We start from the raw sequence: 24661 nt of genomic DNA on the forward strand, positions 1-24661 counted from the left end.
CCGTGACGCACGTGTCCGAGCGCAGCAGTGCCGGATCGAACGGCGCCGAAGGCGCGGACCGCCAGCTGTGGACGGCCGGCGCCGGCCGCGGCCCGCGCAAGCGCTCGGCGACGTACGCGGACGCGGGTGTCTCGATCCACGCGGGTGACCGTGCGGTCGAGCTGCTCAAGTCGAAGGTGAAGAAGACCAGCCGCCCCGAGGTGATGGGTGACCTCGGCGGTTTCTCCGGCCTCTTCAAGCTGAACACCGCGAAGTACAAGAGCCCGGTGCTGGCCTCGTCGACCGACGGCGTCGGCACCAAGCTGGTGATCGCGCAGCAGCTCGACATCCACGACACGATCGGCATCGACCTGGTCGCCATGGTCGTCGACGACCTGGTCGCGTGTGGCGCCGAGCCGCTGTTCCTGCTCGACTACATCGCCTGCGGCGAGGTCGTGCCGGACAAGGTCGCCGAGATCGGCGCCGGCATCGCGGACGGCTGCCGCTACGCCGGCTGCGCGCTGCTCGGTGGCGAGACCGCCGAGCACCCGGGCGTGCTGCGCCCGGACGAATACGACGTCTCCGCCACCGGCGTCGGCGTGGTCGAGGAGAGCGAGATCCTCGGCAAGGAGCGGGTCGAGATCGGCGACGCCGTCATCGCGATGCGCTCCTCGGGCCTGCACTCCAACGGCTACTCGCTGGTCCGCCACGTGCTGCTCGGCGCCGGCCGGATGCGCCTGGACACCGTGGTCGACGACTTCGGCACCCAGCGCACCCTCGGCGAGGAGCTGCTCACCCCCACCAAGATCTACGCCAAGGACTGCCTCGGCCTGATCGAGGAGACCGACGTCCGCGCGTTCTCGCACGTGACCGGCGGCGGCATCCCCGGCAACTTGAACCGCGTGCTCCCGGGCACCCTGGACGCCGTGGTCGACCGGTCCACCTGGCGCCCGCAGCCGATCTTCGACCTGATCCAGGCGAAGGGCCGCATCGAGGACTCCGAGATGGAGGCCACGTTCAACATGGGCGTCGGCATGTTCGCTGTCGTCTCCTCCGACGACGCGGACCGCGCGATGGCCTACCTCACCGGCCGTGGCGTCGAGGCGTGGCAGGTCGGCGAGGTCATCGAGGGCTCCGGCGAGGTGCAGATGGTCGGCTCCTACACCCGCGGCTGACCGCAACGGGACAAAACGTGAAATGATCCGCGTGTGTCGATGTCCGGCACATGCGGATCTTTCGTATTGGTGGACCGCGAGGCCTAGTGTGCGTGACATGACCGAGACGTGGAGCGGCATGCGGGGGATCTCCGCGGTGCCCAGCTACGTCGTCATGCAGCCGACTACCCTCTGCAACCTCGCCTGCGGGTACTGCTACCTACCGTTGCGGCGGGAGAATCTCAAGATGCCGGTCGCGGTGGCCGAGAAGGTCGCCGAGTCGGTCGCCGTGTTCACGAAGGACCAGAGGTTCTCGGTGGTCTGGCACGGCGGCGAGCCGCTCGCTGCGGGCCTGGACCACCTGGCCGCCCTCTTCGCCCCGTTCGGCGGGTCGGTGGAGCACCACGTGCAGACCAACGCCACGCTCATCGACGACGCCTGGTGCGAGTTCTTCAAGGCGCACGACGTCCGCGTCAGCGTGAGCGTGGACGGCCCCCGGGAGCGCAACGGCGACCGGGTGGACCGCCGGAACCGGCCGGCCTACGACCTCATCGTGAAGGGGATCGACGCGCTGCGCCGGCACGGCATCCCGTTCTCGGCGCTCTGCGTGGTCGGCGACCCGCGACCCGGCGTGGCCTCCGAGCTGTACGACTACTTCCTCGACCTGGGCTGCGAGGTGCTCGGGATCAACGTCGAGGAGCTGGAGGGCGTCAACACCCGGGCCAACCGGCACGACCCGGCCGCCGTGAGCGCGTTCTGGGCCGAGCTGGTCGGCGCCTGGCGCCGGGCGCCCCGGATCCACCTGCGCGAGGTGGAGTGGTCGCTGAGGTACGCCGCAGCGGTGCTGGACGGCACGGCCGACGCGCTGCTGCCCCGGCGGCTCGACCCGATCCCGACCGTGGCGTACGACGGCTCGGTCGTGCTGCTCTCGCCGGAGCTGGCCGGCTTCTCCGACCCGCGGTACGGCGACTTCTCCAGCGGCAACGTGCTGCGGACGCCGCTCGGCGAGATCCTGGCCGGAGCGGCCGGCACACCGTGGATAGGCGAGTTCCTGAGCGGCATCGAGGCGTGCCGGAGCAGCTGCCCCTACTTCGGCTTCTGCGGTGGCGCGCACGCGGCCAACCGCTACTTCGAACACGGCAGGTTCGACGTCACCGAGACGGACCACTGCCGGAACAGCAAGATTCGCCTACTGGAGGGAGTGCTGGACCATGCCCGAGATCATGAAGCCACGGCCGTCTGACGGTGTGGAGGATCCGGTCACGGCACGGGTGCACGAGACCCGGGCAGGGTTGACCGCGCTCATCGCGGAGGCGGAGGCCGCCAGGCAGCAGCGAGCCGAACAGGCAGTCTCGGATGGCGGCTCGGCGGTGTGCGCCTGGAACCACTTCGAGAACATTCCCACGTTCTACAACTGGAACAACCGGCCGCGCTGAGGGCGCCGCCCGGTCGAAGCCCACGCGGGGGCAACCCGCGTGGGCTTCGGTTCAACCGTAGAAATGTGTGACCACGACTCACCGGAGCACGCGGACATGCCGCGTGCTCTGTGTGCTACTGCGGGTCAGCGCCTTGTCGGCGACCAGGTATCCCGGTCGTCATCCGCGTCGTCGTCCTCATCATCATCGACGAACTCGTCGTTGTCGTCGTCGAAGTGATGATTCGACTTACCGGCACTCGCCAGTTCGCGCTGCAAGGCGGTGAGGTCGGTGTTCGGGGAGTGATACTTCAACTCCCGCGCCACCTTCGTCTGCTTGGCCTTAGCACGGCCGCGCCCCATGGCTCGACCCCCTCGCACAGAATTCGGGGCAGCCCGAAGGCGGGCCCCGATGACGTCAGGCATCTCTCGTGGGTCTTACGGTACATGGACGATGCCGCGTTCGGCACCTCGGGTTGCGTGTGACACTGCCGCGCGTCGCGGTTTGGCCTCTCCACGGCCTTCCCGGCGCCGCGCGGCAGCGACTTAACCGGCTCAGTTCAGGTAAATAGCACGCAAACGGCCGACCTCCGCCATTCGACGTTCGGCGAGCCGGTCGGCGGCCACGGCCGGCGGCACGCCCTCGTCGTCGGCGAGCTGGAGGATCCGGCGGGTGGTCTCGAAGATCCCGGTGGCCCGGAGCTTCGCCCGCTCGAAGTCGAAGCCCTGGATCTCGTCGGCCACCTGGATCACGCCGCCGGCGTTCACCACGTAGTCCGGCGTGTAGAGGATCCCGCGCTCGCTGAGCAGCTTGCCGATGCCGGGGTGGGCGAGCTGGTTGTTCGCCGCGCCGGTGACGATCCTGGCCCGCAGCACCGCGACGGTCTCGTCGTTCAGGGCGCCGCCGAGGGCACACGGCGCGTAGACGTCGATGTCGGAGGCGATCAGCGCCGCCGCGTCCGCCACGAGCTGCACGGAGGGGTGGGTGGTGCGGGCCCACTCCAGGGCGCTCTCGCTCACGTCGGTGGCGATCACGGTCGCGCCGTCCTCGACCAGGTGGCCGGTGAGGTACTTGCCGACCTTGCCGAGGCCCGCGACGCCGACGGTGCGGCCGCGCAGGGTCGGACTGCCCCAGGTGTGCTCGGCGGCGGCGCGCATGCCCTGGAAGACGCCCCAGGCGGTGAGCACCGAGGAGTCGCCGGCGCCGCCGTGCTGGACACTGCGGCCGGTGACGTACCGGGTCTCGCGGGCGATCACGTCCATGTCGGCCACGTAGGTGCCGACGTCGCAGGCGGTGTAGTAGCGGCCGCGCAGCGACTCGACGAAACGGCCGTACGCCCGCAGCAGGCCCTCGGACTTCACCCGGGCCGGGTCGCCCCAGATCACCGCCTTGCCGCCGCCCAGGTCCAGGCCGGCGAGGGCGTTCTTGTACGCCATGCCGCGGGACAGCTTCAGCACGTCGGCGAGGGCGGCCGACTCGTCCTCGTAGGGGTAGAACCGGGTCCCGCCGAGCGCCGGGCCGAGCGCCGTCGAGTAGATACCGATGATCGCCTTCAGGCCGGTCGCCCGGTCCTGGCAGAAGACGACCTGTTCGTGCCCGTCGGTGTCGAACACGTCCATGGTTGCTCTCCTTGTTGTAGGCCTTCGTGGGGCCGTTGCCCCGGCGGGGGTGTGCCGGGGATACGAAGAAGCCTAGTGGCGGGTAACGGACGCGCATTACGTCCGCGCGGGAAGTTCCACCCGGCCGGATTCGTGAAAGGATCGCGCCGTGCCGTCACTCTTCGCCTCTTACCTTCGGGTTTATGAGCCACTGACCGCCTTCGACCGCGAGCGGCAGTCCTTCTGGCGCAGGTACGCGAAGGAGGGTCGTGACCTCGGCCCGGTCGAGGGCCCGGTACGCCAGCGAACCGCCGTCCTGGAGGCGCTCGGGGCGGGCTGGACCCGGCTTCCCGACCTGCCCGACGAGGCGTACGTGCTGGAGTGGGACAACGCGATCCTGGTCTGCCCGTGGAATCTCCGGCTGCGGGTCGCCGAGGCGGCGCTGAGCGCCCGGGACGGCGTGCCGGCCGTGCTCGCCGACGCGTTCGTGCCGCCGATCCTGGCCGGCCAGGCGAAGGCCGTGGTGGAGGACTGGCGCAGCGGCGCCAAGGTCCTGGAGCAGGGCGTGCCCCGGGTGCACGAGCAGGTCTCCACGTGGGGCGTGCCGCTGCGCTGGTTCGCCTTCGTGGACCTGGAGGAGCGGGACATCGCGCTGAACGCCCGGCGGCGGACGCTGCGGTACCGCACCGAGATCTCCAAGGCCCGCCGGCGCGCGCACCGCGCGGTCTCGGTGCTGCGCAAGTCGCTGGGCGACGCGCCGATCACCGAGGCGGTCGAGGAGGGCACCCGCTGGCTGGAGGAGTTCCATCCCCGTTCGGTGGTCGAGCTCGACTACGGCGGCCTGGTCAACCTCCTTCCGGAGGACAAGCTCACCGAGGATGATTCCCCCGGACTGGTGGCAGCCGGACTTTCGGCACTCTCCCGCGGTGACGCTGAGTCAGCTAGTGAGGCATACGAGAAGCTCGTGGCGCGGTGGCGTTCCGTGCAGCTTCTCGAGCGGTGCAACTGACCTGCGGAAATAGGACAGAGGCGGATTAATCCCTGCCGACGGGAGCGCTCCCGAAGCGAACACTCTTCGTAATCGGCGTTCGCCGAACCGTCATAATCGGACTAAACGAGACACTATCTGGCGTATAAAACACGCAAAAATCGGGCATGCTTCATCCATCTATCTGGGGACGTTCGTCCGTTCGGCCCATGTCGGACATCGGGGACTAGCCGGACCATGAGAGACGCACCGGCCGGCGGGACCCCGGCCGATGTTTTTAGGCACCTGTGGAGGAGTGACCGATGGCATCGCGTACGCACGATCCTGAGCCGCTACTAACGCCGGCCGAGGTGGCGTCGATGTTCCGCGTCGACCCGAAGACCGTGACTCGGTGGGCGAAGGCTGGCAAGCTCAGCGCAATTCGCACGTTGGGTGGCCACCGTCGCTACCGGGAGTCGGAAGTCCGTGCCCTGCTCCAGGGCCAGATTCCGACGCAGCGTCAGGGCGACTGACACCGCATCGACCGATCATCGTTGTAAGGGGCGAGCGCTGGGGAAGGCGATCGCCCCTTCTTCGTACTCTGGAGTTGTGTCTCTCTGCCTCGTCGAAGTGATCAACGAGGCCAAGACCATTTGGGTACGGGGTCAGCTGACCAGCACGACCACGGTTCCGTCGGCCCCTCGACGGATCCGGCTGCCCAGCACGGTGAGCCGGCCCATCAGGCCGTACTTCTTCTTGAGCGTCTGAGCGACCCGCTGGAAGTCGGCCGGGTCGCCGATCCGGGCGGTACCTTCGACGGCCTCGCCGCCGGTCGGGTTGCCCCGCATGTCGCAGGGCGCCACGGTGACCCGGCCGCTGTTGCGGATCCGCTTCACCTTGCCGCTGTCCGCGACGGTCCAGAACCCGAGGCCGTCGCCGTCGGGAACGACCCACAGTGGTGTCGCCACCGCTCGCCCGTCCTTGCGGAACGTCGTGAGCAGGACGTACTTCTCCGACCCGAGTTGCTCCAGTCCGGCCATGTGCCCAAGAGTAGATGACCATGCAGCAGCCGACGATCGGCGACGCCTTCGGAGAGATGATCCGGGACGCGTACGCGGTACGGACCGGAATCGGGCCGAGGCCCCTGGCCGGCGGGAAGTACCCCCGCCCCGTCATCGAGGTGATCGAGCGGGACGACGGCCTCATCAACGGCGCGCCGGCCGACCACTACCTCGACGAGCCGGCCGACTGGCAGGCGTACGACAGGCGGGCCCTGAAGCTCTGCCGGGGCCGGGTGCTCGACATCGGCGCCGGGGCCGGCCGCGTCGCCCTCGAGCTGCAGCGCCGCGGCATCGCCGTGACCGGGCTGGACAACTCGCCCGGCGCCATCGAGGTGGCCCGCCGGCGCGGGCTGCGCGACACCGTCCTCGCCACCGTCGACGACTTCGCCCGGGCCGCCGAGCGGTACGACACATTCCTCCTGCTCGGCAACAACCTCGGCCTGCTGGAGGGCCCGGAGCGGGCACCGGCGTTCCTCGCGGCGCTGTCCCGGCTGGCCGCTCCCGGCGCGCGGATCGTGGCACAGGGCAGCGACCCGTACGGCACCCGCGACCCGGTGCACGTGGCCTATCACGAGCGGAACCGGCAGCGGGGGCGGCTCGGCGGGCAGCTGCGGCTGCGGCTGCGCTACCGCGAGGTCGCGACCGACTGGTTCGACTACCTGAACTGCTCGGCGGCCGAGCTGGAGGCGCTGCTGGCGGGCACCGGATGGCGGCTGAAATCGATCGACGACCGGGACCGGCCCTACTACCTTGCGGTCATGGAGCGACAGCCATGACCGGACTCACCCGCGATCAGGTCCGCCTCAGCAGGCGGATCTCGCTGGTGCTGCGCCACCGGCCGGAGACCGCGGGCCTCACCCTCGACGCGAACGGCTGGGTGCCCGTCCCCGAGCTGCTGGCCGCCCTCGGCATCGGCCGTGAGGAGCTGGACGCGGTGGTGGCCGGCAACGACAAGCAGCGGTTCGCCGTCGCGCCCGGGCCGGACGGCGTCGACCGCATCCGGGCCAGCCAGGGGCACTCCCGGCGGGTCGCCGTGGATCTGGAGCTGCCGGCCGTGACACCGCCCGCCGAGCTCTTCCACGGCACGCCCCGGACGAACCTCGACGCGATCCTCCGGGAGGGCCTGCGTCCGCGGAGCCGGCACCACGTGCACCTCTCGGCCGACGTGCCGACCGCCCTCGTGGTGGGCCGCCGGCGATCGCCCGACGTGGTGGTCCTCCGGGTCGCGTCCGGGGTGATGGCGGAGGAGGGGCACGTCTTCCACCGCAGCGACAACGGGGTGTGGCTCACCTCCGTGGTGCCCCCTGCTCACCTTTCGATAAAACGGACAAATCCGTAATCTGCCAGCTTGATTCTCTATCCACAATGGGCACCCGGAGGATCTGAAGGACAACTCCCGGTGAGCGCCGTTAGCGTGGACGGATGGGGAGGGTCACGCGCAGTCAACAGACCGACCTTCCCAGTACCCTCGGCCTGCCCCTCGCGCTCGTCCTGGTGCTCGTGCTGGCCGGTCTCGCGTTCGGCCTGCCGATGCTCGACCGCTCGGTTCCGGCCGAGCGGGCCGTCCCGGCCGGCGAGCCCTACGAGGTCGGGGCCGGGGTCACCCTCGTGCCGCCGCCCGGCGCGACGCTCGACGTCACCGGCACCCGGCCCGGCGAGGATCGCGGCACCGCGCTGTTCAGAATCGGACCGGTCCGCTACGCCGTGGCGGTGCAGCCCTTCGACGGCGACCTGACCGCCGCGGCGAACAGCCTCCGCCAGCGCATCACCGGCACGAACGGCTATCAGGTGACCGGCACCCAGCTCGCCGTCTCGACGGCCGGCGGGCTCGCCGGTGTCCAGGGCGGATACACCGCCGGCAACCGGGGCGGCAGATACGCGGTCTTCGTGGCGCACGGCCTCACCATCGAGGTCACGGTGAGCGGCGGCGACGCCGAGCTCGACCACACCCTGCCGGCGATCGACGCGAGCACCCGGACCCTGCGCTACGAGGGCCGCCGATGAGCGGGCGCCCGGCGGGGCCGGCCGGCGCAGCGGAGGCGCCGGCGTGAGCGATCCGGTCCGCCCCGGCGGCGCCCGGGCGGCGTTCTCCGCCCGCAACCCGGCGTTCTGGGTGGTGTTCGCGTTGCTGATCGCCGGTGGCTGGCGGATCGCCCAGATCGGCGGGCGGTTCTTCGGCGCCTATCCGGTCGCCACCCTCACCGCGATCGGACTGTTCGCGCTCCTCGCCGTACCCTTCTGGCTCTTCGTCTCGGAGCTGGACTTCCTCGAGCGGGAACCGCCGAGCCTGCGGGTGCTGGCGTTCGCCTGGGGCGGCCTGGTCGCCACCACCGTCTCGATCTCGGGCAGCACCGCGCTGGAGAACCTGATCGCGAAACTCGGTTCGACGCGCCTCGCCGCCGACTGGGGCGCCGCGCTGGCCGGCCCGACGGTCGAGGAGATCGCCAAGACGCTCGGCGTGGTCGCCATCGTGGTGATCGCCCGATCGCAGGTGAACAGCGTGCTCGACGGCGTGGTCTACGGCGCTCTGGTCGGCCTCGGCTTCCAGATCGTGGAGGACGTGGTCTTCGCGATCGGGGCGGTCGCGCTGGCCGGGCAGGGTGATCAGATTCAGCCGGTCGTCACCACGTTCCTGGTCCGCGGCTTCCTCGCCGGGGTGTGGAGCCACACGCTCTTCGGCGCGCTCGCCGGCGCCGGTATCGGCTATCTCGTGGTGAATCCGGACCGCACCCGCCGGCACCGGATCGGGATGGCCTGCCTCGCCCTCTTCGGCGCGTGGGCCTCGCACGTGCTCTGGAACTCGCCGCTCTTCCGGGACGGCCTCGGCAACGGCGCGCTGGCCCTGCTCGCGGTGCTGGTCTTCAAGGGCCTGCCACCGCTGCTGCTGATCCTCTGGCTGGTCCGCCGGGCGCACGATCGGGAGGCGGCCTACTACGTCGCGAAGCTCGCCACCCTGCGTGATCCCGCTCTGATCACCGAGCAGGAGCTGCGGGTGCTGGGATCGGGGTCGCGGCGGGCGGCGGCCCGCCGGCATGCCGCGGCGCAGGCCGGGAGAAGAGCCAGGGCGACGGTACGCCGGCTGCAGCGTGCCCAGGCGCGGCTCGCGGTCGACCTGAGCCGTGGCTCCACCTCGGAGCCCGCCGGCGCCCCGGACACGCCGGCCGCCTCGGAGGTGCGCGAACACCGCGCGCGCCTGGAGCAGCTCGGTCATCCGGAGGCCGTGGAGGGCGTGCCGTCCTGGCGGCACACCGCGTCCACGGTCGGCACCACGGTCGTCGCGATCGCGGTGGTCTGGGTGGCCCTGTCCGCGCTGGGCGGAGGTTGACCTATGCCTGCGGCGGCTGGTCTTTACGCCTGCGGCGGCAGGTCTTTACGCCTGCGGCGGCAGGCCGCCGTCGCCGTCGACGATCTTGTCGGGGGTGCCGTCCTCGTCGAGGTCGACCATCGTGACGTCGACCTTGCCGTCGCCGTCGGTGTCGAACTGGTAGAGGTCCGGCTTGCCGTCGCCGTCCGTGTCCGCGACCCAGACGTCCGTCCGTCCGTCCCCGTTCGCATCCTGTTTGAGCAGGTCCACGCGGTACTCGCCCCGAGTCTCGATGATCTCTTGCGGCTCGCTCATGGTGCTCCTCTCGTCGGGCACTACACGTACCCGGCGCCCCGGCGGATCACTCCTGCCCCTGTGACGGTTGTCGCTGGGCCGCACGACATGCGCCGGTAACGTACGCCGACGTGGATATAGCGGAAGACGGTATGCAGCACCTGTTCACCAGCAACGGCGGCGGCGCGCTCGCCGAGCGGATGGGCATCGTCATCACCGAGGCGTCGGCCGACCGGGTCGTCGGGACCATGCCGGTCGAGGGCAACACCCAGCCGTACGGGCTGCTGCACGGCGGCGCCTCCTGCGTGCTCGCCGAGACGCTCGGCTCGGTCGGCGCGGTGATGCACGGCCAGACCGTGGACCGGCCGTTCGCGGTCGGCGTCGACATCAACGCCACGCACCACAAGGCGGCCCGGTCCGGCCTGGTGACCGGCGTCGCGCTGCCGGTGCACCGGGGCCGCGCGGTCGCCACGTACGAGGTGGTCCTCACCGACGAGTCCGGCGAGCGGGTCTGCACCGCGCGGATCACGTGCCTGCTCCGCGGCGCCTGACGCCCGCTGCCTCTTCCTGATGAGCCTCTTGATGGCCGCGAACCGTTCGATCAGAGTGTTAACGGGTCTCGGTCTCATCGAGGAGGGCGACATCGTGCAGACCTTCACGAACGAAGCGGAGCAGGCGGCGTACACCCTGGCGGAAGCACTCAGCGAGAAGGCCATGGCCTTCATGAAGAACGCCGAGGAGGCCGGCAACGCGTTCCGCTCCGGCAAGATGGCGATGCGCCGGCAGTTCAAGGCGCGCGGACTGTCCGAAGCGGAGGCTGACATCCGCTACTCCGGCACCTCGCAGGCGGCCCGCTCGATCTCGGACAACCAGTTCTTCATGTCCCTGGCCCAGATGTACAACAGCGCCGCCGCCACCCAGTACGCCAAGGCGCTGTATCTCAGGAGTCACTGACCTCGGGGCCGCCGAGGTGGGCCTGCTGCCCGGCGCGGTACCCGCGGACCCGCCCGCTTCCTCGCAGCCGGCGCGGCGGCAGCTTCGCCAGCCGGGGGTAGGCCTCGTCGCGCCGCCGCTCGACCAGATCGGTGCGGTCGACCAGGACCAGCTCGGCGCCGGGCGTCTCGGCCGCGGCGTCCTTCTCGGCCGACCACAGCCGGGCGCTGACCGCCTGGCTGTACCCGACGAGCCAGGACCGCCGGTAGGCCGCCGGATGCTCGGCGAACGGCACCGGACCGGCCGCGAGCCCGTGCGCGGCCTGCACCAGCAGCGAGGTGAAGAGCAGCTCGACGCGTTCCAGGTCGGCCGCGTGCCCGAACAGGTGGCTGCGCGCGATCCCGCGGCGCTCCAGGTGGACGACGCGGCAGCGCAGCGGTGACGCCACGGCCGCGAGCAGGCCCGCCTTGTCCCGCGCGTACGGCGGGTCGATCGTGACGACGCGATCCCCGACCGGGTCAGCCGCCGGGTCGCCGGCCGCGAGCATGGCCCGGTCGACGCCGTACTTCGCGATCAGCGCGGCGGCTTTCGCGGTGAAGGCCTCGGCCTCGCCGGGTGTGCAGGCCGGGTCCTCGGCCATGGCGAGGAGTTTGCGTACGCGGGCCAGCTCCGTGGCCACGCGCTCGCTCAAGCGGCCCGGCGGCGCAGCGTCGCCACGGTGGAGCCGGCGAGCGCGAGCAGGCAGTCGGGCAGCAGGCCGTCGGCGATCGCGGCGCCGAAGAGCGCCTCGCCGGTCGGGAAGTCGCCGTTCACGTACGCGCTGACGAACCGCGCCACCCAGCGCTTGTCGTATTGCGCGTCGTCGATGCCGGGGAACTCGAGCGTCCAGGCGCCGCCGCCGGGGAGCTGCCCGACCATGGTCGCCGCGAGGCACCACGCCACGTCCCACGCGCCGACCACACCCTCGCGGTCGACGACCGCGTCGAAGGTGTCGGCCACAGCAGCGCTGTCGCCGCTGATCGCGCACTCGAGGATCTGAGCGGCGTCGTCGAATGCGTGCTGTGGTACTTCGGTCACGCAAGAAAAGGTACGTCCAACCGTCAAGCGACGCTCGCGGACGGGTGGTTTTCCGCACCACAGTGAAGGTTGGGTGAACAACACGCCGGTACCGTGCCGTTCTGCCGAAAACGGCCTTGGCACCGAGATCCACGTGCGTTGAAATGTGCGCCACGGCACTTCGGCTCACACGGGGGTAACCGCATGTTCCTGTTCACCCGCAAGGCTCTGGCGCTCATCGGCGCCTCGGCCGCGGCCGTCGCCTCGACCGCCGTCCTGGCGACGCCGGCGCAGGCGGCCTCGGCCGGTCTCGCGAAGGTCGTCGGCACGACCGTCCAGTTCCAGGCCCTGAACGGCAAGGCCAACAACCTGGTCATCTCGATCTCGGGCCGCACCGTGACGCTCGACGACTCGGTCGCGCTCAAGCCGGGCAAGGGCTGCAGGAAGGTCGACAAGACCAAGGTCAGGTGCACCACCAAGAAGGCCACCAAGCTGATCAAGGTGGCGCTCGGCGACAGGAACGACGCCGTCAAGAACAAGACCAGGGTCGCGCTCCTGGCGAACGGTGGCCCGGGCAACGACAAGCTGACCGGCGGATCGGGCGCCGACGAGCTGCGGGGCGGCGCCGGCAACGACAGGATCTGGGGTGTCGGCGGCGACGACTACCTGATCGGCGGCAACGGCAACGACGTGCTCAGTGCCGGCGACGGATACGACTGGGCCGACGGCGGCGCGGGCGACGACAAGCTGCTCGGCGGCAACCACGACGACTTCCTCGACGGTGGCGCGGGCGTCGACCGGATCTACGCCGGCGCGGGTGACGACACCGCCTTCGGCGACACCGGCAACGACTTCCTCTACGGCGAGGCCGGCTTCGACGGTCTGGTCGGCGAGGCCGGCAACGACGTGCTGTCCGGCTCCACCGAGGACGACCTGCTGATCGCCGAGTCCTTCGACGAGTCGCTCAAGCCGGTCGGCAGCGCGACCGCGACGGACAAGCTGGACGGTGGCCCGCAGCTGACCGGCGACGTCTGCCTCGCCCTCGCGGGCGCGACCAAGGCCAACTGTGAGCTGTCCGAGATTCCGCTCGGGGACCTCGCGGCGGCGTCGGCGGGCGGCGTCGCCCCGGAACTCGCCGACGTGAAGAAGCGACTGCTCGAAGCCCGTACCAAGTAACCGGCGCAACCCACGACGGCCCGGACGCTCTCGCGTCCGGGCCGTCTTCGTTCTCCGAGGCCGGAGGGCCTTTCGGGCCGGTTGTCCGGATCGGTTGTCCACCTGTTGGACAAAGCGTCGGTACGGTCCCGTCCTGCGGGAATTTCTTTGGTTTACGGATCTACATGCGTTGAAATGACGGCACATCTCTCACGGGGGTATCCATGTTCCTTTACCAGCGCCGGATCCTGGCGGCCATCGGTGCGACCGCCGTCGCCGTCGCCTCGACCGCTCTCCTCGCCTCGCCCGCTCAGGCGGCCTCCACCGGCGCCGCGAAGGTCGTCGGTTCGAAGGTCCAGTTCGTGGCCGGCAAGAACAAGACCAACTCGCTCGTCGTGACGATCAAGGGCCGTACCGTGACCCTCGACGACAAGGTCGCGATCAAGCCCGGCAAGGGCTGCAAGCGGGTCGACTCGACCAAGGTCAAGTGCACCACCAAGAAGAAGACCAGCGAGATCATCGCGGTCCTCGGCAACAAGAACGACTCGTTCAAGAACAAGACCAAGGTGGCCTCCCTGGTCTTCGGTGACTCCGGCAACGACCGGCTGACCGGCGGCTCCGGCGCCGACGAGCTGCAGGGTGGCTCCGGCAACGACAAGCTGTGGGGCGCCGGCGGCAACGACAAGCTGTTCGGCGAGTCGGGCAACGACGGCATCTACGGCGGCACCGGCAACGACAAGCTGTTCGGCGAGTCCGGCAACGACGTCGTCTACGGCGGCTCCGGCAACGACCTGGGCGACGCCGGCACCGGCAACGACAAGATCTACGGCGACTCCGGCGACGACGACCTGTGGGGCGGCACCGGCAACGACCGCGTGGTCGGCGGCACCGGCAACGACGAGCTCGACGCCGAGGCGGGCGACGACCTCGTGTACGGCGAGTCGGGCAACGACAAGATCTGGGGCGGCGTCGGCAACGACAAGCTCGGCGGCGGCACCGGCAATGACACCCTCTGGGCCTACACCGGCAACGACACCGCGTACGGTGACGCCGGCAACGACAAGGTGTACGGCTGGGACGGCAACGACACCCTGCACGGCGGCGACGGCGACGACCTGGTCCAGGCCGGCAGCGGCGACGACAAGGTGTGGGGCAACAACGGCGCCGACGAGCTCTACGGCGAGGCCGGCGTGGACCGCATCTGGGCGGGCTCCGGCGACGACTTCGTCGGGTCCGGTGACGGCAACGACTACGTCTGGGGCGAGAACGGCATCGACTACATGGGTGGCGAGGCCGGCGACGACAGCATCAGCGGCGGCAACGACACCGACATCATCTACGGCCTCGCCGGCAACGACCGCCTCTGGGGCGACGCCGGCGACGACGCCCTGATCGCCGACGACTTCGACGACGCCGGCAACCCGATCGGCAACCCGGCCGCCACGGACAAGCTGGACGGTGGCGCCCACATCGACGGCGACATCTGCGTCGTCCTCGCCGCCGGCTCGGCCGTCAACTGCGAGATGGACTCCTTCCCGGCGGACAGCAGCGGCCTCTCGGCCAAGTCCGCGGGCGGCGCCGGCACCGGCTTCGAGGCCCCGAAGGTCAAGGCCGAGGCGTCCTCCGCGGGTGCCCGCAAGTAATCACCGAAGCAACACCGGACAGCCCGGTCGCCCTCGTGGCGGCCGGGCTGTTCCCGTCTCCCTGTGGTTTCCCTATGTATCCGCCGCAGCCTCTCGATCAGACACGTTGATCGACGCTATGGTGGCGTCCGGGCCCGCGCCGTCTCCCCCGTGACCGCGCGGGCCTCCCCACATCTGGCGAGGGCGCCGCTTCTGACACGACGACGATGAACCGCGCAGGTTCCTCCTGCGGCCCGCGAACGAAGGCGTGGACCACGGCGTCGGAAAGGGCCTGGAAAAGCAAAACGTCCACCGCGCGGAAACGCTGGTGGACGATGCTCAGTGCCCGGCGAAGAGCCTGGTGGCCAGGGGCGGGGTCGAACCGCCGACCTTCCGATTTTCAGTCGGACGCTCGTACCAACTGAGCTACCTGGCCGTGCTGGTGTTGCGGTCCTGACGGGACTTGAACCCGCGACCTCCGCCTTGACAGGGCGGCGAGCACTCCAACTGCTCCACAGGACCTTGCTTTTGGTTCGTCAGCAACTTGCGCTGCTAACTTACCAGTACCCCCAACGGGATTCGAACCCGTGCTACCGCCTTGAAAGGGCGGCGTCCTAGGCCACTAGACGATGAGGGCAACTCCGCCATCATTGCACACCCCGCTGGAAGCGAGATCGCAACGCTGGTGGCCTTCGTTCGCCTCAACCGCGCCCCGTTGAGTGCTTGCAAAGCATATGTGATCCCCCGAGCGGTCTCCAAATCGGTACCCCCCTTTCTTTCCGTAAGTCCCTGACCTGCAGAAACGTGAGGGTCATCCGGAGGTTGCCGCGGCGATGGCACGGACCGCGCTCGCGAGATCACCGAACGTCGTCGTCGCGGGGGGCAAACCCTCGGTGGGCCAGCCGGGACCGGCCGCCGCGAGCATGAGGGGCGGGCGGGGTACGGCCATGAGCCGCTCCAGCTGATCAACCCGTCCGGTGGCCGGCAGCTGCGACCAGAGCACCACGACGTCCGGTCCGGTGCGCTCCACGGCGTCCAGCAGCGCCCGTGACGGCACGCGCGCGCCGAGCAGGCGCGTGGGCACCCCCGCCTCGGCCAGCGCCGCGGTGAGCGCCTCCAGGGGGAGCGTGTGCTGTTCCTCGTCGGCCGCGGCGAGCAGGACGCGCGGCTCCCGGTCGCGGGGCGGACGCGGCACGGCGGCCAGCACCTCGGTGACGGTCCGCGAGAGCAGGTGCTCGACCTCGACGAACCGTTCGGTGGCCTCGTAGCGCTGCCCGATACCGATCAGCACCGGCATGACCACCTGCTGCCAGGCCGGGATCACGCCGCGACCGGTCACGGCGTCCTCGATGATGTGGCGCATCGAGGGCCCGTCCAGCCGCATGGCCGCCCGGGCGAGGCCGCGGGCGGCGGGGTCGGCGCGGGACCCGAGCGCGATGGTCTGCCCACCGCCGGCCGGCGCCGCGGGGACCGCGTCGACCGGTGCTGCGGGGACCGCGCCGACCGGTGCCGCGGGGACCGCGGACGCCGGTTCCGGGGGTTCGGCGGGGGACCGTTTCGCCCACGCGGCGGCCTCGGCGGGCGCCACACCCTGCGCGGTGAGCCGCTGCATGACCTGGAGCCGGGCCATGTCCTCGACGGTGTACCGCCGATGGTGGCCCGGCTCGTGCCGGCTGGGACCCAGCCCGTACCTCTGATGCCAGGTGCGCAGGGTGGTCACCGCGACGCCGAGCCGCCGGGCGGCGGCGCCCGCGCTCAGTCCGTCATTCGCCACCCGGCCACTCCGAACGGAGAAGCGGGGGATGCGAGGAATCCGAGAGATGCGAGACCAGGCGGGACGTCACCCCGCCGAGCCACGGCGCATAGGAGTCCGGATCGCTCACCAGGCGCTCCTGGAGATCCTCCGGTGAGACCCAGAGCAGCCGCGCCACCTCGGTGGGGTCGGGCCGGAACGTCGTGCCGACCGGCAGCCGGCCGAGGAGCACGTGGTCGTACTCCCGCTCGACCCGTCCGGTGACGGGATCCTCGGCGAAGTACGTGTACACGCCCACCTCAACGAGCGGCACCCCGCCGACGCCGAGTTCCTCACCCAGCCGTTCCACAGCGGCATCCGCCGGAGGGACGCCCGGCGCCGGATGCCCGCAGCAGGTGTTGCCCCAGCGCAGCGGGAACCGGGTCTTGACGGAGGCCCGCTGCTGGAGCAGGACCCGCCCCTCGCCGTCGATCAGGAAGACCGAGAACGCCCGGTGCAGCCGCCCCGGGGCGTTGTGCGCGTCCTCGACGGTCGCCGAGCCGACGGCGACCCCGGAGGTGTCGACGAGCTCGACCAGATGCGATTCCCGGGAGCCCACCTAGAGACCACCCGTGACCCGCGAGGCCGCCAGCTTGCCGGAGATCAGCACCATCGGCACGCCCACGCCGGGCTGCGTGCCGGAGCCGGTGAAGACGACGTTGGGCAGGCTCGGGTGCATGTTCGACGGCCGGAACGGGCCGGTCTGGGTGAACGAGTGCGCGGCCGCGAACGGCGTGCCGGCCGCCATGCCCTCGTCGGCCCAGTCGGCGGGCGTGACGATCCGCTGCACCTCGATGCCGTCCCGGAAGCCGATGTAGCCGCGGTGCTCCAGCACGCGCAGGATCTCGTCGGCGTACCGGCGGTCCAGGCCGCCGCGCCAGTTCATCGGCCCGGCCTCCAGGTTCGGCGCGGGGGCCAGCACGTAGTACGTCTGCCGGCCCTCGGGCGCGGCCGACGGCTCGCTGTGCGTCGGGTTGGTGACCAGCAACGACGGGTCGCTCATGAGCAGGCCCTTGCGGATCACCTCGTCGAACGTGCCCTTCCACGCCTTCCCGAAGTGGATGTTGTGGTGGGCGATCTTCGAGTAGCTGCGGTCGGAGCCGATGTGCAGCACCACGCAGGACGGCGAGTAGCGCAGCGGCCGGCGGCGCCGTTCCGGCAGCAGATCCCGGTACGCGACCGGCAGATCCGGGTTGAGCACCACCACGTCGGCCGGGATGTGCTCGCCGCCGGCCGTGACGACGCCGGTGGCCCGCCCGTTCGCGGTGAGCACCCGCTCCACGGTGGTGTCGTACCGGAACGTGACGCCGTGCTTCTCGGCCGCGCCGGCCAGCGCCTTCGGCACCGCGTGCATGCCGCCGACCGGGAAGTAGACCCCGGCCACCGAGTCGAGGTAGGCGATCACGGCGTAGATGGCGAGCGCGTCGTGCGGTGCGAGCCCGGCGTACATGGCCTGGAACGAGAAGATCCGCTGGGTGCGCGGGTCGCGGAAGAACTGCTCGATCTTCGGCTGGAGGCGCCGGAACGCGCCCATCCCGAGGAGCTTGAGCAGCCCGAGATTCATCAGGTCGAACGGCGTGTCGAGGTTCTTGTCGATGAAGTCGTTGCGCTCGAGCTCCCAGAGCCGGCGGGTGTACTCGACGAACCGCAGGTACCCGTCCGCCTCGCGGGGGCCGCAGACCCGGGCGATCTCGGCCGCCATCCGGGTGGTGTCGGTACGGATGTCGAGCGTCGAGCCGTCCGGGTAGTACGCCCGGTACGCCGGGTCGAGCGGCCGCAGCTCCAGCCAGTCGGACAGCTTCTCGCCGACCGCGGCGAGCGGCTCCTCGATCAGCTCCGGCATGGTCAGGACGGTCGGCCCGGTGTCGAACTCGTAGCCGCCCACCGAGAGACGGCCGGCCCGGCCGCCCGGGATCGGCTCACGCTCGACGACTGTCACCTGCCGGCCGGCGGCGGCGAGGTGCAGGGCACAGGCCAGCCCGCCGAGGCCGGCCCCGACTATGACGACCCGGTCGGTGGGTCCGGTCACAACGCGCACGGGAGAACTCCAAGGATGAGGGGGGAGGAGGACATCAGGCCGGGCGGTGGGTCGCCACGGTCGCCAGTTCGATCAGCGCGGCCCGGGCGTCGGGGTGGATGGGCGCCTCGGAGAGCGCTGCCACGCCCTCGTCGACCCTAATTTTGATCATTTCTTCGACCCGGGCCGGGGCGCCGGTGTCCGCGATGATCTGGGCGCGGAGCGCGATGTCCCCGGTGTCGAAGGCGGTGAGCTGCGCCGGCGTGGCCATCCGCTTCGCCATCATCAGGAGGGTGGTGGGCTTGCCGGTGCGCAGGTCGTCGGCGGCGGGCTTGCCGGTGACGGCCGGATCGCCGTAGACCCCGAGCAGGTCGTCCCGGAGCTGGAACGCCTCGCCCACGGTGATCCCGTACACCCGGTACGCCTCGTCGAGCCGCCGGTCGCCGCCGGCCAGCGCCGCCCCGAACGAGAGCGGCCACTGGATCGTGTAGCTGGCCGTCTTGTGCCGGGCCACGGTGAGCGCCCGCTCCACCGACCAGGACGAGGGGTCGCTCTCCCCGAGGACGTCCAGGTATTGGCCGGCGATCGCCTCGACCCGCATCCGGTCGTAGCGGTCGCGCACGTCGAGCAGGGCCGCCGCGGGCAGGCGGGTGCGGGCCAGCAGCTGGTCGGCCCAGACCAGGCAGAGGTCGCCGACCAGGATCGCGGCCGAGCCGCCGAAGTGCCGCCCGTGCTGGGAGGCGAAGATCCGATGGGCCGTCGGCCGGCCGCGCCGGGTGTCCGACTCGTCCATCAGGTCGTCGTGCACCAGCGCGAACGTGTGCATGAGTTCAAGAGCGCCGAGTGCGGGTAAGACCGCTTCGAGCGGCTCGGCGGAGCCGACCACACCGCGCCAGCCCCAGTAGGCGAACGTCGGCCGAAGCCGCTTCCCGCCTGCCATGACTAGATCACGGGCGGTACGGGCGAAGCCGCCGAGCGCCGGGTCGACGGCGTCCAGGGCGGCGATCTGGGAGGCGAGGAAGTCGGCGAGGGTTCCCTCGACGGCTCCGATCAGCGCCCGATGCGAGACCGGCTGGCGTGGGATCGCTTCACAGCGACTTCCCTCGAGGGTGTGATTGGCCACGCGGAATACCGTACCCTAACTTTTTGAAGTTGCGTCGATTCGTGCGTCGATTTGGCCGGGAGGCCCGGGATGGATACCGATCTGACGGCTGCGTATACCCGCTGCCGTGAACTTCACCGAGAGCACGGACGGACGTACTACCTCGCGACCCGGTTGCTACCGGCGTGGAAGAGGCGGCACGTGCACGCTCTCTATGGATTCACCCGATATGCGGACGAAATCGTCGACCGCACCGAGTCCAGGCCCACCGCGGAGCGAGCAGCGCTGCTCGAGGCCTGGTCGGCGAAGTTCATGGCGGGGCTGCGGGGCGAGCCCACCCGGGACGAGCTCCTGCCCGCCGTCCTGCACACCATCGCGGTCTTCGACCTCGACCTGGAGGACTTCGAGAAGTTCCTGCGCAGCATGGCGATGGACATCACCGTGAGCGCGTACCCGACCTACGACGACCTGCTCGACTACATGGAGGGCTCGGCCGCGGTCATCGGCACGATGATGCTGCCGATCCTCGGCTCGTCCGACCCGGTCGCGGCCCGCGAGCCGGCCCGCCAGCTCGGGTTCGCCTTCCAGCTCACCAACTTCATCCGGGACATCGCCGAGGACCTCGACCGGGACCGGGTGTACCTGCCCGAGGAGCACCTCGCCGAGTTCGGCGTGACGCGCAGGATCCTGGACCGGCGGGTCGCCACCCCGGCGGTCAAGGAGCTGATCAAGTTCGAGATCGCCAAGGCCCGGGAGCACTACGCGGCCGCCGCGCCCGGCATCCCGCTGCTCGAGCCGGCCTCCCAGGCCTGCATGCGGACCGCGTTCCAGCTCTACGGCGGGATCCTCGGCGAGATCGAGGCGGCCGGCTACGACGTCTTCGCCCGCCGGGCCACCGTGCCGAACCGCCGCCGCGCCGCCGTCGCCGTCCGCAGTCTCCTGACCAGGCCGGGCACGCCGATCCAGATGGCCGCCTGATGCGTACGGCGGTCGTCCTCTTCACGAGGGACCTGCGGGTGCACGACAACCCCGCGCTCGCCGAGGCCTGCGAGCGCGCGGAGACCGTGATCCCGCTCTACGTCCTCGACCCGAAGCTGGGCGGCCTCTCCGCGAACCGGTCCCGGTTCCTCCACCAGAGCCTGGCCGACCTGCGCGGGCAGCTCCGCGAGCGCGGGGGCGACCTGGTCGTGCGCACCGGCGACCCGGTGGCCGAGACGATCCGGCTGGCGCGCGAGCACGAGGCCGGGGCGATCCACGTGGCCGCCGACGTGAGCGGATACGCCCGCCGGCGGGAGCGCCGGCTGGCCGGCGAGCGGGATCTGCGCGTGCACCCCGGCGTCACGGTCGTCGATCCGGGCGCGCTGCGGCCGGGCGGTGGCGGCGAGTGCTACAAGGTCTTCACGCCCTACTACCGCTCCTGGTCACAGGCCACGTGGCGGCAGCAGGCGAGCACCCCCGATCGGATCACGCTGCCCGAGGGCGTCGATCCGGGCCGCCTTCCGGACATCCCGGACGGGGAGTCGCCCCATGCCGCCGAGGGCGGCGAGACCCTCGGGCACCGCCGGCTGAGTGCCTGGTTGCTGTCCATCGATGCGTACGCCGATGGGCACGACGACATGCCCGGGGACAGGACGAGCAGGCTCAGCCCGTACCTCCGCTGGGGTTGTCTCTCCCCACTGAGCGTCGCCGAGGCAGCCAGGGCGAGAAACGCCGAAGCCTTCGTGCGCCAGCTCTGCTGGCGTGATTTCTACTACCAGGTCACCCGGGTCTTCCCGAAGCTCTCGACCGAGCCGCTGCGACCGGCGGGCGACCGGGGTTGGCGCTACGACGAGGACGCGCTCCGGCACTGGCAGGACGGGCTGACGGGGGTGCCGGTCGTGGACGCCGGGATGCGTCAGCTGCGCGCCGAGGGCTGGATGCACAACCGGGCCCGGCTGATCACCGCGGCGTTCCTCACGAAGCACCTCGGCGTGGACTGGCGGCTCGGCCTCGACTGGTTCTTCCGCTGGCTGATCGATGGGGACGTACCGAATAATTCGGGTAATTGGCAATGGGTTGCCGGCACCGGGAACGACAGCCGACCCCATCGCCGGTTCAATCCGATCCGCCAAGCGCTCCGATTCGATCCCGAAGGCGTGTACGTTCGGCGCTACGTACCCGAGCTCAAGGGCATCGACGGTCCGGCCGTCCATCAGCCGTGGCGCCTGCCCGGGACGGAACGCCGCGGCCTCGACTATCCCGGACCGCTCGAGTCGCAGCGGGACGAGGCGGTGTGGCTGCGGCCATGAGTTCCCGTCCGGCGTGCCGGATGGGGAGCGCGGGGCCTGCCGGCGGTTGCGTCCGTCAAAACGTTCACCGGTAGGCCCCGCGGACCGCGCTCTCCGGCGTCCGACCTTTCCCACCGCGAAGCGATCTCATGCGCATCGGGATGGTTATCTGGGCGCATGAGTGACGTGCGGCAAGTTGATGTGGTGGTCCTCGGCCTCGGGGTCGGCGGCGAGGAGGTCGCCGGACGTCTGGCCGCGGCCGGTCTGAGCGTGGTCGGCGTCGAGCACAACCTGGTCGGCGGCGAGTGCCCGTACTGGGGATGCATCCCCACGAAGATCATGGTGCGGGCCGGTTCGGCGCTGGCCGAGGCGCGGCGGATCCCCGGCCTGGCCGGTTCCGCGACGGTCGAGCCGGATTGGCGGCCGGTGGCGAAGCGGATTCGCGAGGAGGCCACCGACGATTGGAACGACAAGGTCGCGGTCGATCGCTTCACGAGCAAGGGCGGAGCTTTCGTACGGGGGACCGCCATGATCACGGGACCGGGGCGGGTGCGGGTCGGCGACCAGGAGTTCGCCGCCTCGAAGGGGCTCGTCGTCGCGACCGGGACGGCCGCCGTCATCCCGCCGATCGACGGGCTGGCCGGCACCCCGTACTGGACCAACCGGGACGCCGTCGAGGCCGAGACCCTGCCCGGCTCGCTGCTGATCCTGGGCGGCGGCGCGATCGGGACCGAGTTCGCCCAGGCGTTCGCCCGGTTCGGCGTCCAGGTCACGATCATCGAGGGGTCGGAGCGGCTGCTCGCCATGGAGGAGCCGGAGTCGTCGGCGGTCGCCGCGTCGGTGCTCGGTGCGGACGGCGTGACCGTTCGTACGTCGGTCCGCGCGGAGAATGTCCGGTATGACAACGGCTTCACCGTGACGCTCTCGGACGGGTCGGTTGTCACAGGGGACAAACTGCTCGTCGCGACCGGACGGTCGGCCCGGCTCCGGGACCTCGGGCTGGAGACCGTCGGGCTGGACCCGTCGGCCCGCTTCCTCACCACCGACGATCGGATGCGCGTCGCCGACGGCATCTGGGCGGTCGGCGACGTCACCGGGAACGGCGCCTTCACGCACATGGCGATGTACGAGGCCGACATCGCGGTCCGGGACATCCTCGGCCAGGGCGGACCCGGCGCCGACTACCGCGCCCGCCCGCGGGTGACCTTCCTCGACCCGGAGATCGGCGCGGTCGGCCTCACCGAGAAGCAGGCTCGCGACCAGGGCCTCGACGTGCGCGTCGGGTACGTCCCGCTATCCGGCACCTCGCGCGGCTTCATCCACGGCCCCGGCAACGAGGGCTTCATCAAGGTGATCGCCGCCGGGGACGTCCTCGTCGGCGCCACCACGGCCGGACCGGCCGGCGGCGAGATGATCGGCGCGCTGTCGGTCGCCGTGCACGCGGCCGTCCCGATCGCGACGCTGAACAGCACGATCTGGGCCTACCCGACGTTCCACCGGGGAATCGGGTCGGCGCTCGCCGAGCTCGCCTGAGGTCTCTTTTGTTTGGGCCGTTCCCCTCCGGGAACGGCCTTTACATGTTGCGGCAGGCGATCACCCGACTCGAACAGGCCGAAGCTCTCGACGGCATCAGCGAGACCATGCAGGCGACGGTCAGCTCCGCCATCCGGCCGCGCACGCTGCGCGACGTGCTGCACGGCACCAAGTTCGGGCATCCGCTGCACCCGGTCCTGGTGCAGGTGCCGGTCGGCGCGTTCATGTCGGCGGCCGTCCTCGACCTGGTGCCGGGCGCTCACAAGGCGGCCACCACGCTGATCGGCGTGGGCACGGCCGCGGTGCTCCCGGCCGCCGTGGCCGGCTGGGTGGACTGGTCGGAGATGACCAAGGACCGCCGGCGGGTCGGCCTCGTGCACGCCGCGACGAACCTGGTGGCGACCGCGCTCTATGCCGGCTCCCTGGTGGCCCGGCTCACCGGGCACGCGTCCCGGGGGAGAGCCCTCGCCTACGCGGGGCTCTCGGTCGCGGGCGCCGGCGCCTATCTGGGCGGGCATCTCTCGTACGCCCAGGGCGGCGGCATCAGCCACGCGGCGCCCGAGGTGGCCCGCGTCCCGGAGGAGTGGACAGCGGTCGGCTCGCTCTCCTCGCTCCCCGAGGAGAAGGTCGCCGTCCGGAAGGCCGGGGACGTGCCCGTCCTGCTCTTCCGCCGCGGGGACCGGGTCACGGCGCTGATCGAGCGGTGCTCGCACGAGGCGGGTCCGCTCGGGGAGGGTGAGGTGATCGGAAGCGGCCGGGAAGCCTGTGTCGTATGCCCGTGGCACGGCAGCACGTTCCGGCTCAGCGATGGAGCGGCCGTTCACGGGCCGGCCGGGAACGATCAGCCGGTGCTTCCGGTCCGGGTCGTGGGCGGGATGGTCGAGGTCCGCCGGCCCTAGATCGCCGGTTTCCTCGGGCACGAGCCTGCGTCTTCCCGCTTTTCCCTGCGCTGACCTGCGGGGATGCGTAACACTGGGACCCGATTTGGAGCAGCGGGAAACCTGCGGGTAATGTTTTGCGAGCCGGCAGGGAAACGGGCGAGCGGCGGTCCTGGAAGTTCAGGAACGCAGCGGCCGTCCTGCCAAATCCTCTGGAACGGATCTTAAGGCTTCGCTGTGGGCTGTCTAGGGGGATTTACTGGGCTAGATCGGTACCAACCGGGATCAACCGGTTGACAACGCCGAGAAGCTCTAGTAAAGTAGAGCGAGTGCCCCGGGCAAGCGGAAACGCTGAAACGGTGTGCGGTTGTTCTTTGAGAACTCAACAGGGTGCTTGATAAGCCAGTGCCAATTATGGCAATACCCCGGCCTGTCCTTCGGGATGGGTGGGAGATTCCTTTGGCAACATATCATGTTGCTGGGAATCAGATTTTCCACAGATTTTGTTGGAGAGTTTGATCCTGGCTCAGGACG

The 24661-nt window shown here is 70.5% G+C and carries 27 protein-coding genes and 3 tRNA genes; 17 read left to right on the top strand and 13 right to left on the bottom strand.

All coding sequences use genetic code 11. The features are described 5' to 3' along the window. The first annotated feature begins 2 nt into the window (after positions 1 to 2). The 3 genes from purM (at position 3) to amcA (ending at position 2569) form a co-directional block, all read left to right on the top strand. Positions 3 to 1154: a phosphoribosylformylglycinamidine cyclo-ligase gene (gene purM, locus AB0G10_RS25445; protein ID WP_360926355.1), complete on the top strand. Its 1152-nt coding sequence runs from the start codon at positions 3 to 5 to the stop codon at positions 1152 to 1154. 118 nt (positions 1155 to 1272) lie between these two features. After that, positions 1273 to 2376: a cyclophane-forming radical SAM peptide maturase AmcB gene (gene amcB / locus AB0G10_RS25450; protein WP_360926499.1), complete on the top strand. Its 1104-nt coding sequence runs from the start codon at positions 1273 to 1275 to the stop codon at positions 2374 to 2376. Further along, the gene (amcA, locus tag AB0G10_RS25455; RefSeq protein ID WP_360926358.1) at positions 2345 to 2569 is read left to right on the top strand and encodes a multiple cyclophane-containing RiPP AmcA; all 225 of its coding nucleotides are present in this window, start codon (positions 2345 to 2347) and stop codon (positions 2567 to 2569) included. The genes amcB and amcA overlap by 32 nt, the downstream gene beginning before the upstream one ends. 125 nt (positions 2570 to 2694) lie before the next feature. On the opposite strand, the gene AB0G10_RS25460 is transcribed toward amcA, so the two are convergent. Further along, positions 2695 to 2910, bottom strand: coding sequence for a DUF3073 domain-containing protein (locus tag AB0G10_RS25460; RefSeq protein ID WP_014440246.1), 216 nt, complete (start codon positions 2908 to 2910; stop codon positions 2695 to 2697). A gap of 192 nt (positions 2911 to 3102) precedes the next feature. Further along, positions 3103 to 4167, bottom strand: coding sequence for a Glu/Leu/Phe/Val dehydrogenase dimerization domain-containing protein (locus tag AB0G10_RS25465; RefSeq protein ID WP_360926361.1), 1065 nt, complete (start codon positions 4165 to 4167; stop codon positions 3103 to 3105). A gap of 148 nt (positions 4168 to 4315) precedes the next feature. Between AB0G10_RS25465 and AB0G10_RS25470 the strand changes: the two genes are divergently transcribed. Next, positions 4316 to 5155, top strand: coding sequence for a hypothetical protein (locus AB0G10_RS25470; protein ID WP_360926364.1), 840 nt, complete (start codon positions 4316 to 4318; stop codon positions 5153 to 5155). A gap of 281 nt (positions 5156 to 5436) precedes the next feature. Next, positions 5437 to 5646, top strand: a complete 210-nt coding sequence (locus AB0G10_RS25475; RefSeq protein ID WP_014687221.1) for a BldC family transcriptional regulator — start codon at positions 5437 to 5439, stop codon at positions 5644 to 5646. A gap of 132 nt (positions 5647 to 5778) precedes the next feature. Here AB0G10_RS25475 and AB0G10_RS25480 read toward each other — a convergent pair whose 3' ends face one another. Beyond that, complete coding sequence (locus tag AB0G10_RS25480) at positions 5779 to 6153, bottom strand: PPOX class F420-dependent oxidoreductase (RefSeq protein WP_360926367.1); 375 nt, start codon at positions 6151 to 6153, stop codon at positions 5779 to 5781. Positions 6154 to 6167: 14 nt separating this feature from the next. Here AB0G10_RS25480 and AB0G10_RS25485 point away from each other — a divergent pair, with 14 nt between their 5' ends. The 4 genes from AB0G10_RS25485 to AB0G10_RS25500 all read left to right on the top strand — a co-directional run bounded on the left by AB0G10_RS25485 (position 6168) and on the right by AB0G10_RS25500 (position 9499). Continuing rightward, complete coding sequence (locus AB0G10_RS25485) at positions 6168 to 6950, top strand: methyltransferase domain-containing protein (protein WP_360926370.1); 783 nt, start codon at positions 6168 to 6170, stop codon at positions 6948 to 6950. Continuing rightward, entirely contained in the window at positions 6947 to 7513 is a 567-nt protein-coding gene (locus AB0G10_RS25490; protein WP_360926373.1) for an RNA 2'-phosphotransferase, read from the top strand. Before AB0G10_RS25485 ends, AB0G10_RS25490 begins: the two co-directional genes overlap by 4 nt. A gap of 83 nt (positions 7514 to 7596) precedes the next feature. After that, positions 7597 to 8178, top strand: coding sequence for a hypothetical protein (locus AB0G10_RS25495; RefSeq protein WP_360926376.1), 582 nt, complete (start codon positions 7597 to 7599; stop codon positions 8176 to 8178). 43 nt (positions 8179 to 8221) lie between these two features. Continuing rightward, the gene (locus AB0G10_RS25500) at positions 8222 to 9499 is read left to right on the top strand and encodes a PrsW family intramembrane metalloprotease (RefSeq protein WP_360926379.1); all 1278 of its coding nucleotides are present in this window, start codon (positions 8222 to 8224) and stop codon (positions 9497 to 9499) included. Positions 9500 to 9544: 45 nt separating this feature from the next. Here the strand turns inward: AB0G10_RS25500 and AB0G10_RS25505 are convergent, their stop codons facing one another. Next, positions 9545 to 9793 carry a hypothetical protein gene (locus tag AB0G10_RS25505; RefSeq protein WP_360926382.1) on the bottom strand — a complete coding sequence of 83 codons (249 nt, stop codon included), beginning with the start codon at positions 9791 to 9793 and terminating at the stop codon, positions 9545 to 9547. Positions 9794 to 9924: 131 nt separating this feature from the next. Here AB0G10_RS25505 and AB0G10_RS25510 point away from each other — a divergent pair, with 131 nt between their 5' ends. Both AB0G10_RS25510 and AB0G10_RS25515 read left to right on the top strand, forming a co-directional pair. Next, entirely contained in the window at positions 9925 to 10323 is a 399-nt protein-coding gene (locus AB0G10_RS25510) for a hotdog fold thioesterase (RefSeq protein WP_360926502.1), read from the top strand. A gap of 19 nt (positions 10324 to 10342) precedes the next feature. After that, the gene (locus AB0G10_RS25515; RefSeq protein WP_360926385.1) at positions 10343 to 10726 is read left to right on the top strand and encodes a hypothetical protein; all 384 of its coding nucleotides are present in this window, start codon (positions 10343 to 10345) and stop codon (positions 10724 to 10726) included. Here the strand turns inward: AB0G10_RS25515 and AB0G10_RS25520 are convergent. Both AB0G10_RS25520 and AB0G10_RS25525 read right to left on the bottom strand, forming a co-directional pair. After that, positions 10713 to 11396 carry a DUF2786 domain-containing protein gene (locus AB0G10_RS25520; protein ID WP_360926388.1) on the bottom strand — a complete coding sequence of 228 codons (684 nt, stop codon included), beginning with the start codon at positions 11394 to 11396 and terminating at the stop codon, positions 10713 to 10715. The genes AB0G10_RS25515 and AB0G10_RS25520 overlap by 14 nt on opposite strands. Then, positions 11393 to 11782, bottom strand: coding sequence for a hypothetical protein (locus AB0G10_RS25525; RefSeq protein ID WP_360926391.1), 390 nt, complete (start codon positions 11780 to 11782; stop codon positions 11393 to 11395). Before AB0G10_RS25525 ends, AB0G10_RS25520 begins: the two co-directional genes overlap by 4 nt. Positions 11783 to 11965: 183 nt before the next feature. Here AB0G10_RS25525 and AB0G10_RS25530 point away from each other — a divergent pair, with 183 nt between their 5' ends. Both AB0G10_RS25530 and AB0G10_RS25535 read left to right on the top strand, forming a co-directional pair. Beyond that, entirely contained in the window at positions 11966 to 12937 is a 972-nt protein-coding gene (locus tag AB0G10_RS25530) for a calcium-binding protein (RefSeq protein ID WP_360926394.1), read from the top strand. 203 nt (positions 12938 to 13140) lie between these two features. Next, a complete protein-coding gene (locus AB0G10_RS25535; RefSeq protein ID WP_360926397.1) occupies positions 13141 to 14559 on the top strand; it encodes a calcium-binding protein in 1419 nt (472 codons plus the stop codon). Between the two features lie 338 nt (positions 14560 to 14897). Here AB0G10_RS25535 and AB0G10_RS25540 read toward each other — a convergent pair. The 7 genes from AB0G10_RS25540 to AB0G10_RS25570 all read right to left on the bottom strand — a co-directional run bounded on the left by AB0G10_RS25540 (position 14898) and on the right by AB0G10_RS25570 (position 19431). Continuing rightward, a tRNA-Phe gene (locus tag AB0G10_RS25540) sits at positions 14898 to 14974 on the bottom strand. A gap of 12 nt (positions 14975 to 14986) precedes the next feature. Further along, a tRNA-Asp gene (locus AB0G10_RS25545) sits at positions 14987 to 15060 on the bottom strand. Between the two features lie 42 nt (positions 15061 to 15102). After that, positions 15103 to 15175: transfer RNA gene (locus tag AB0G10_RS25550), tRNA-Glu, on the bottom strand. A 174-nt stretch (positions 15176 to 15349) separates the two neighbouring features. Then, positions 15350 to 16312, bottom strand: coding sequence for a MerR family transcriptional regulator (locus tag AB0G10_RS25555; protein WP_360926400.1), 963 nt, complete (start codon positions 16310 to 16312; stop codon positions 15350 to 15352). Continuing rightward, entirely contained in the window at positions 16302 to 16889 is a 588-nt protein-coding gene (gene idi, locus AB0G10_RS25560; protein WP_360926403.1) for an isopentenyl-diphosphate Delta-isomerase, read from the bottom strand. Before idi ends, AB0G10_RS25555 begins: the two co-directional genes overlap by 11 nt. Beyond that, a complete protein-coding gene (crtI, locus tag AB0G10_RS25565) occupies positions 16890 to 18368 on the bottom strand; it encodes a phytoene desaturase family protein (RefSeq protein ID WP_360926406.1) in 1479 nt (492 codons plus the stop codon). A gap of 34 nt (positions 18369 to 18402) precedes the next feature. Continuing rightward, positions 18403 to 19431: a polyprenyl synthetase family protein gene (locus tag AB0G10_RS25570; protein WP_360926504.1), complete on the bottom strand. Its 1029-nt coding sequence runs from the start codon at positions 19429 to 19431 to the stop codon at positions 18403 to 18405. Positions 19432 to 19539: 108 nt separating this feature from the next. On the opposite strand from AB0G10_RS25570, the gene AB0G10_RS25575 reads away from it, so the two are divergent. The 4 genes from AB0G10_RS25575 (at position 19540) to AB0G10_RS25590 (ending at position 24148) form a co-directional block, all read left to right on the top strand. Next, on the top strand, positions 19540 to 20427 hold the full coding sequence (locus tag AB0G10_RS25575; protein ID WP_360926409.1) for a phytoene/squalene synthase family protein: 888 nt from the start codon (positions 19540 to 19542) through the stop codon (positions 20425 to 20427). Then, positions 20427 to 21737, top strand: a complete 1311-nt coding sequence (locus tag AB0G10_RS25580; RefSeq protein WP_360926411.1) for a deoxyribodipyrimidine photo-lyase — start codon at positions 20427 to 20429, stop codon at positions 21735 to 21737. The genes AB0G10_RS25575 and AB0G10_RS25580 overlap by 1 nt, the downstream gene beginning before the upstream one ends. Before the next feature lie 156 nt (positions 21738 to 21893). Further along, positions 21894 to 23249 carry an NAD(P)/FAD-dependent oxidoreductase gene (locus tag AB0G10_RS25585; RefSeq protein WP_360926414.1) on the top strand — a complete coding sequence of 452 codons (1356 nt, stop codon included), beginning with the start codon at positions 21894 to 21896 and terminating at the stop codon, positions 23247 to 23249. Between the two features lie 44 nt (positions 23250 to 23293). Then, positions 23294 to 24148 carry a Rieske 2Fe-2S domain-containing protein gene (locus AB0G10_RS25590; RefSeq protein WP_360926417.1) on the top strand — a complete coding sequence of 285 codons (855 nt, stop codon included), beginning with the start codon at positions 23294 to 23296 and terminating at the stop codon, positions 24146 to 24148. Positions 24149 to 24661 lie beyond the last annotated feature (513 nt).

This window comes from Actinoplanes sp. NPDC023714 (genome assembly GCF_040639855.1).
GTDB lineage: Bacteria > Actinomycetota > Actinomycetes > Mycobacteriales > Micromonosporaceae > Actinoplanes.

What these genes read in the sequence shown, in the direction of transcription:
- AB0G10_RS25480 (WP_360926367.1), bottom strand. Translation starts at nt 6,153, where the DNA reads ATGGCCGGACTGGAGCAACTCGGGTCGGAGAAGTACGTCCTGCTCACG.
- AB0G10_RS25475 (WP_014687221.1), top strand. Translation starts at nt 5,437, where the DNA reads ATGGCATCGCGTACGCACGATCCTGAGCCGCTACTAACGCCGGCCGAG.
- AB0G10_RS25515 (WP_360926385.1), top strand. Translation starts at nt 10,343, where the DNA reads ATGAGCCTCTTGATGGCCGCGAACCGTTCGATCAGAGTGTTAACGGGT.
- AB0G10_RS25465 (WP_360926361.1), bottom strand. Translation starts at nt 4,167, where the DNA reads ATGGACGTGTTCGACACCGACGGGCACGAACAGGTCGTCTTCTGCCAG.
- AB0G10_RS25510 (WP_360926502.1), top strand. Translation starts at nt 9,925, where the DNA reads ATGCAGCACCTGTTCACCAGCAACGGCGGCGGCGCGCTCGCCGAGCGG.
- AB0G10_RS25535 (WP_360926397.1), top strand. Translation starts at nt 13,141, where the DNA reads ATGTTCCTTTACCAGCGCCGGATCCTGGCGGCCATCGGTGCGACCGCC.
- AB0G10_RS25460 (WP_014440246.1), bottom strand. Translation starts at nt 2,910, where the DNA reads ATGGGGCGCGGCCGTGCTAAGGCCAAGCAGACGAAGGTGGCGCGGGAG.
- AB0G10_RS25495 (WP_360926376.1), top strand. Translation starts at nt 7,597, where the DNA reads ATGGGGAGGGTCACGCGCAGTCAACAGACCGACCTTCCCAGTACCCTC.
- AB0G10_RS25590 (WP_360926417.1), top strand. Translation starts at nt 23,294, where the DNA reads ATGTTGCGGCAGGCGATCACCCGACTCGAACAGGCCGAAGCTCTCGAC.
- amcB (WP_360926499.1), top strand. Translation starts at nt 1,273, where the DNA reads ATGCGGGGGATCTCCGCGGTGCCCAGCTACGTCGTCATGCAGCCGACT.
- AB0G10_RS25530 (WP_360926394.1), top strand. Translation starts at nt 11,966, where the DNA reads ATGTTCCTGTTCACCCGCAAGGCTCTGGCGCTCATCGGCGCCTCGGCC.
- AB0G10_RS25505 (WP_360926382.1), bottom strand. Translation starts at nt 9,793, where the DNA reads ATGAGCGAGCCGCAAGAGATCATCGAGACTCGGGGCGAGTACCGCGTG.
- AB0G10_RS25585 (WP_360926414.1), top strand. Translation starts at nt 21,894, where the DNA reads ATGAGTGACGTGCGGCAAGTTGATGTGGTGGTCCTCGGCCTCGGGGTC.
- AB0G10_RS25580 (WP_360926411.1), top strand. Translation starts at nt 20,427, where the DNA reads ATGCGTACGGCGGTCGTCCTCTTCACGAGGGACCTGCGGGTGCACGAC.
- amcA (WP_360926358.1), top strand. Translation starts at nt 2,345, where the DNA reads ATGCCCGAGATCATGAAGCCACGGCCGTCTGACGGTGTGGAGGATCCG.
- AB0G10_RS25575 (WP_360926409.1), top strand. Translation starts at nt 19,540, where the DNA reads ATGGATACCGATCTGACGGCTGCGTATACCCGCTGCCGTGAACTTCAC.
- AB0G10_RS25485 (WP_360926370.1), top strand. Translation starts at nt 6,168, where the DNA reads ATGACCATGCAGCAGCCGACGATCGGCGACGCCTTCGGAGAGATGATC.
- AB0G10_RS25490 (WP_360926373.1), top strand. Translation starts at nt 6,947, where the DNA reads ATGACCGGACTCACCCGCGATCAGGTCCGCCTCAGCAGGCGGATCTCG.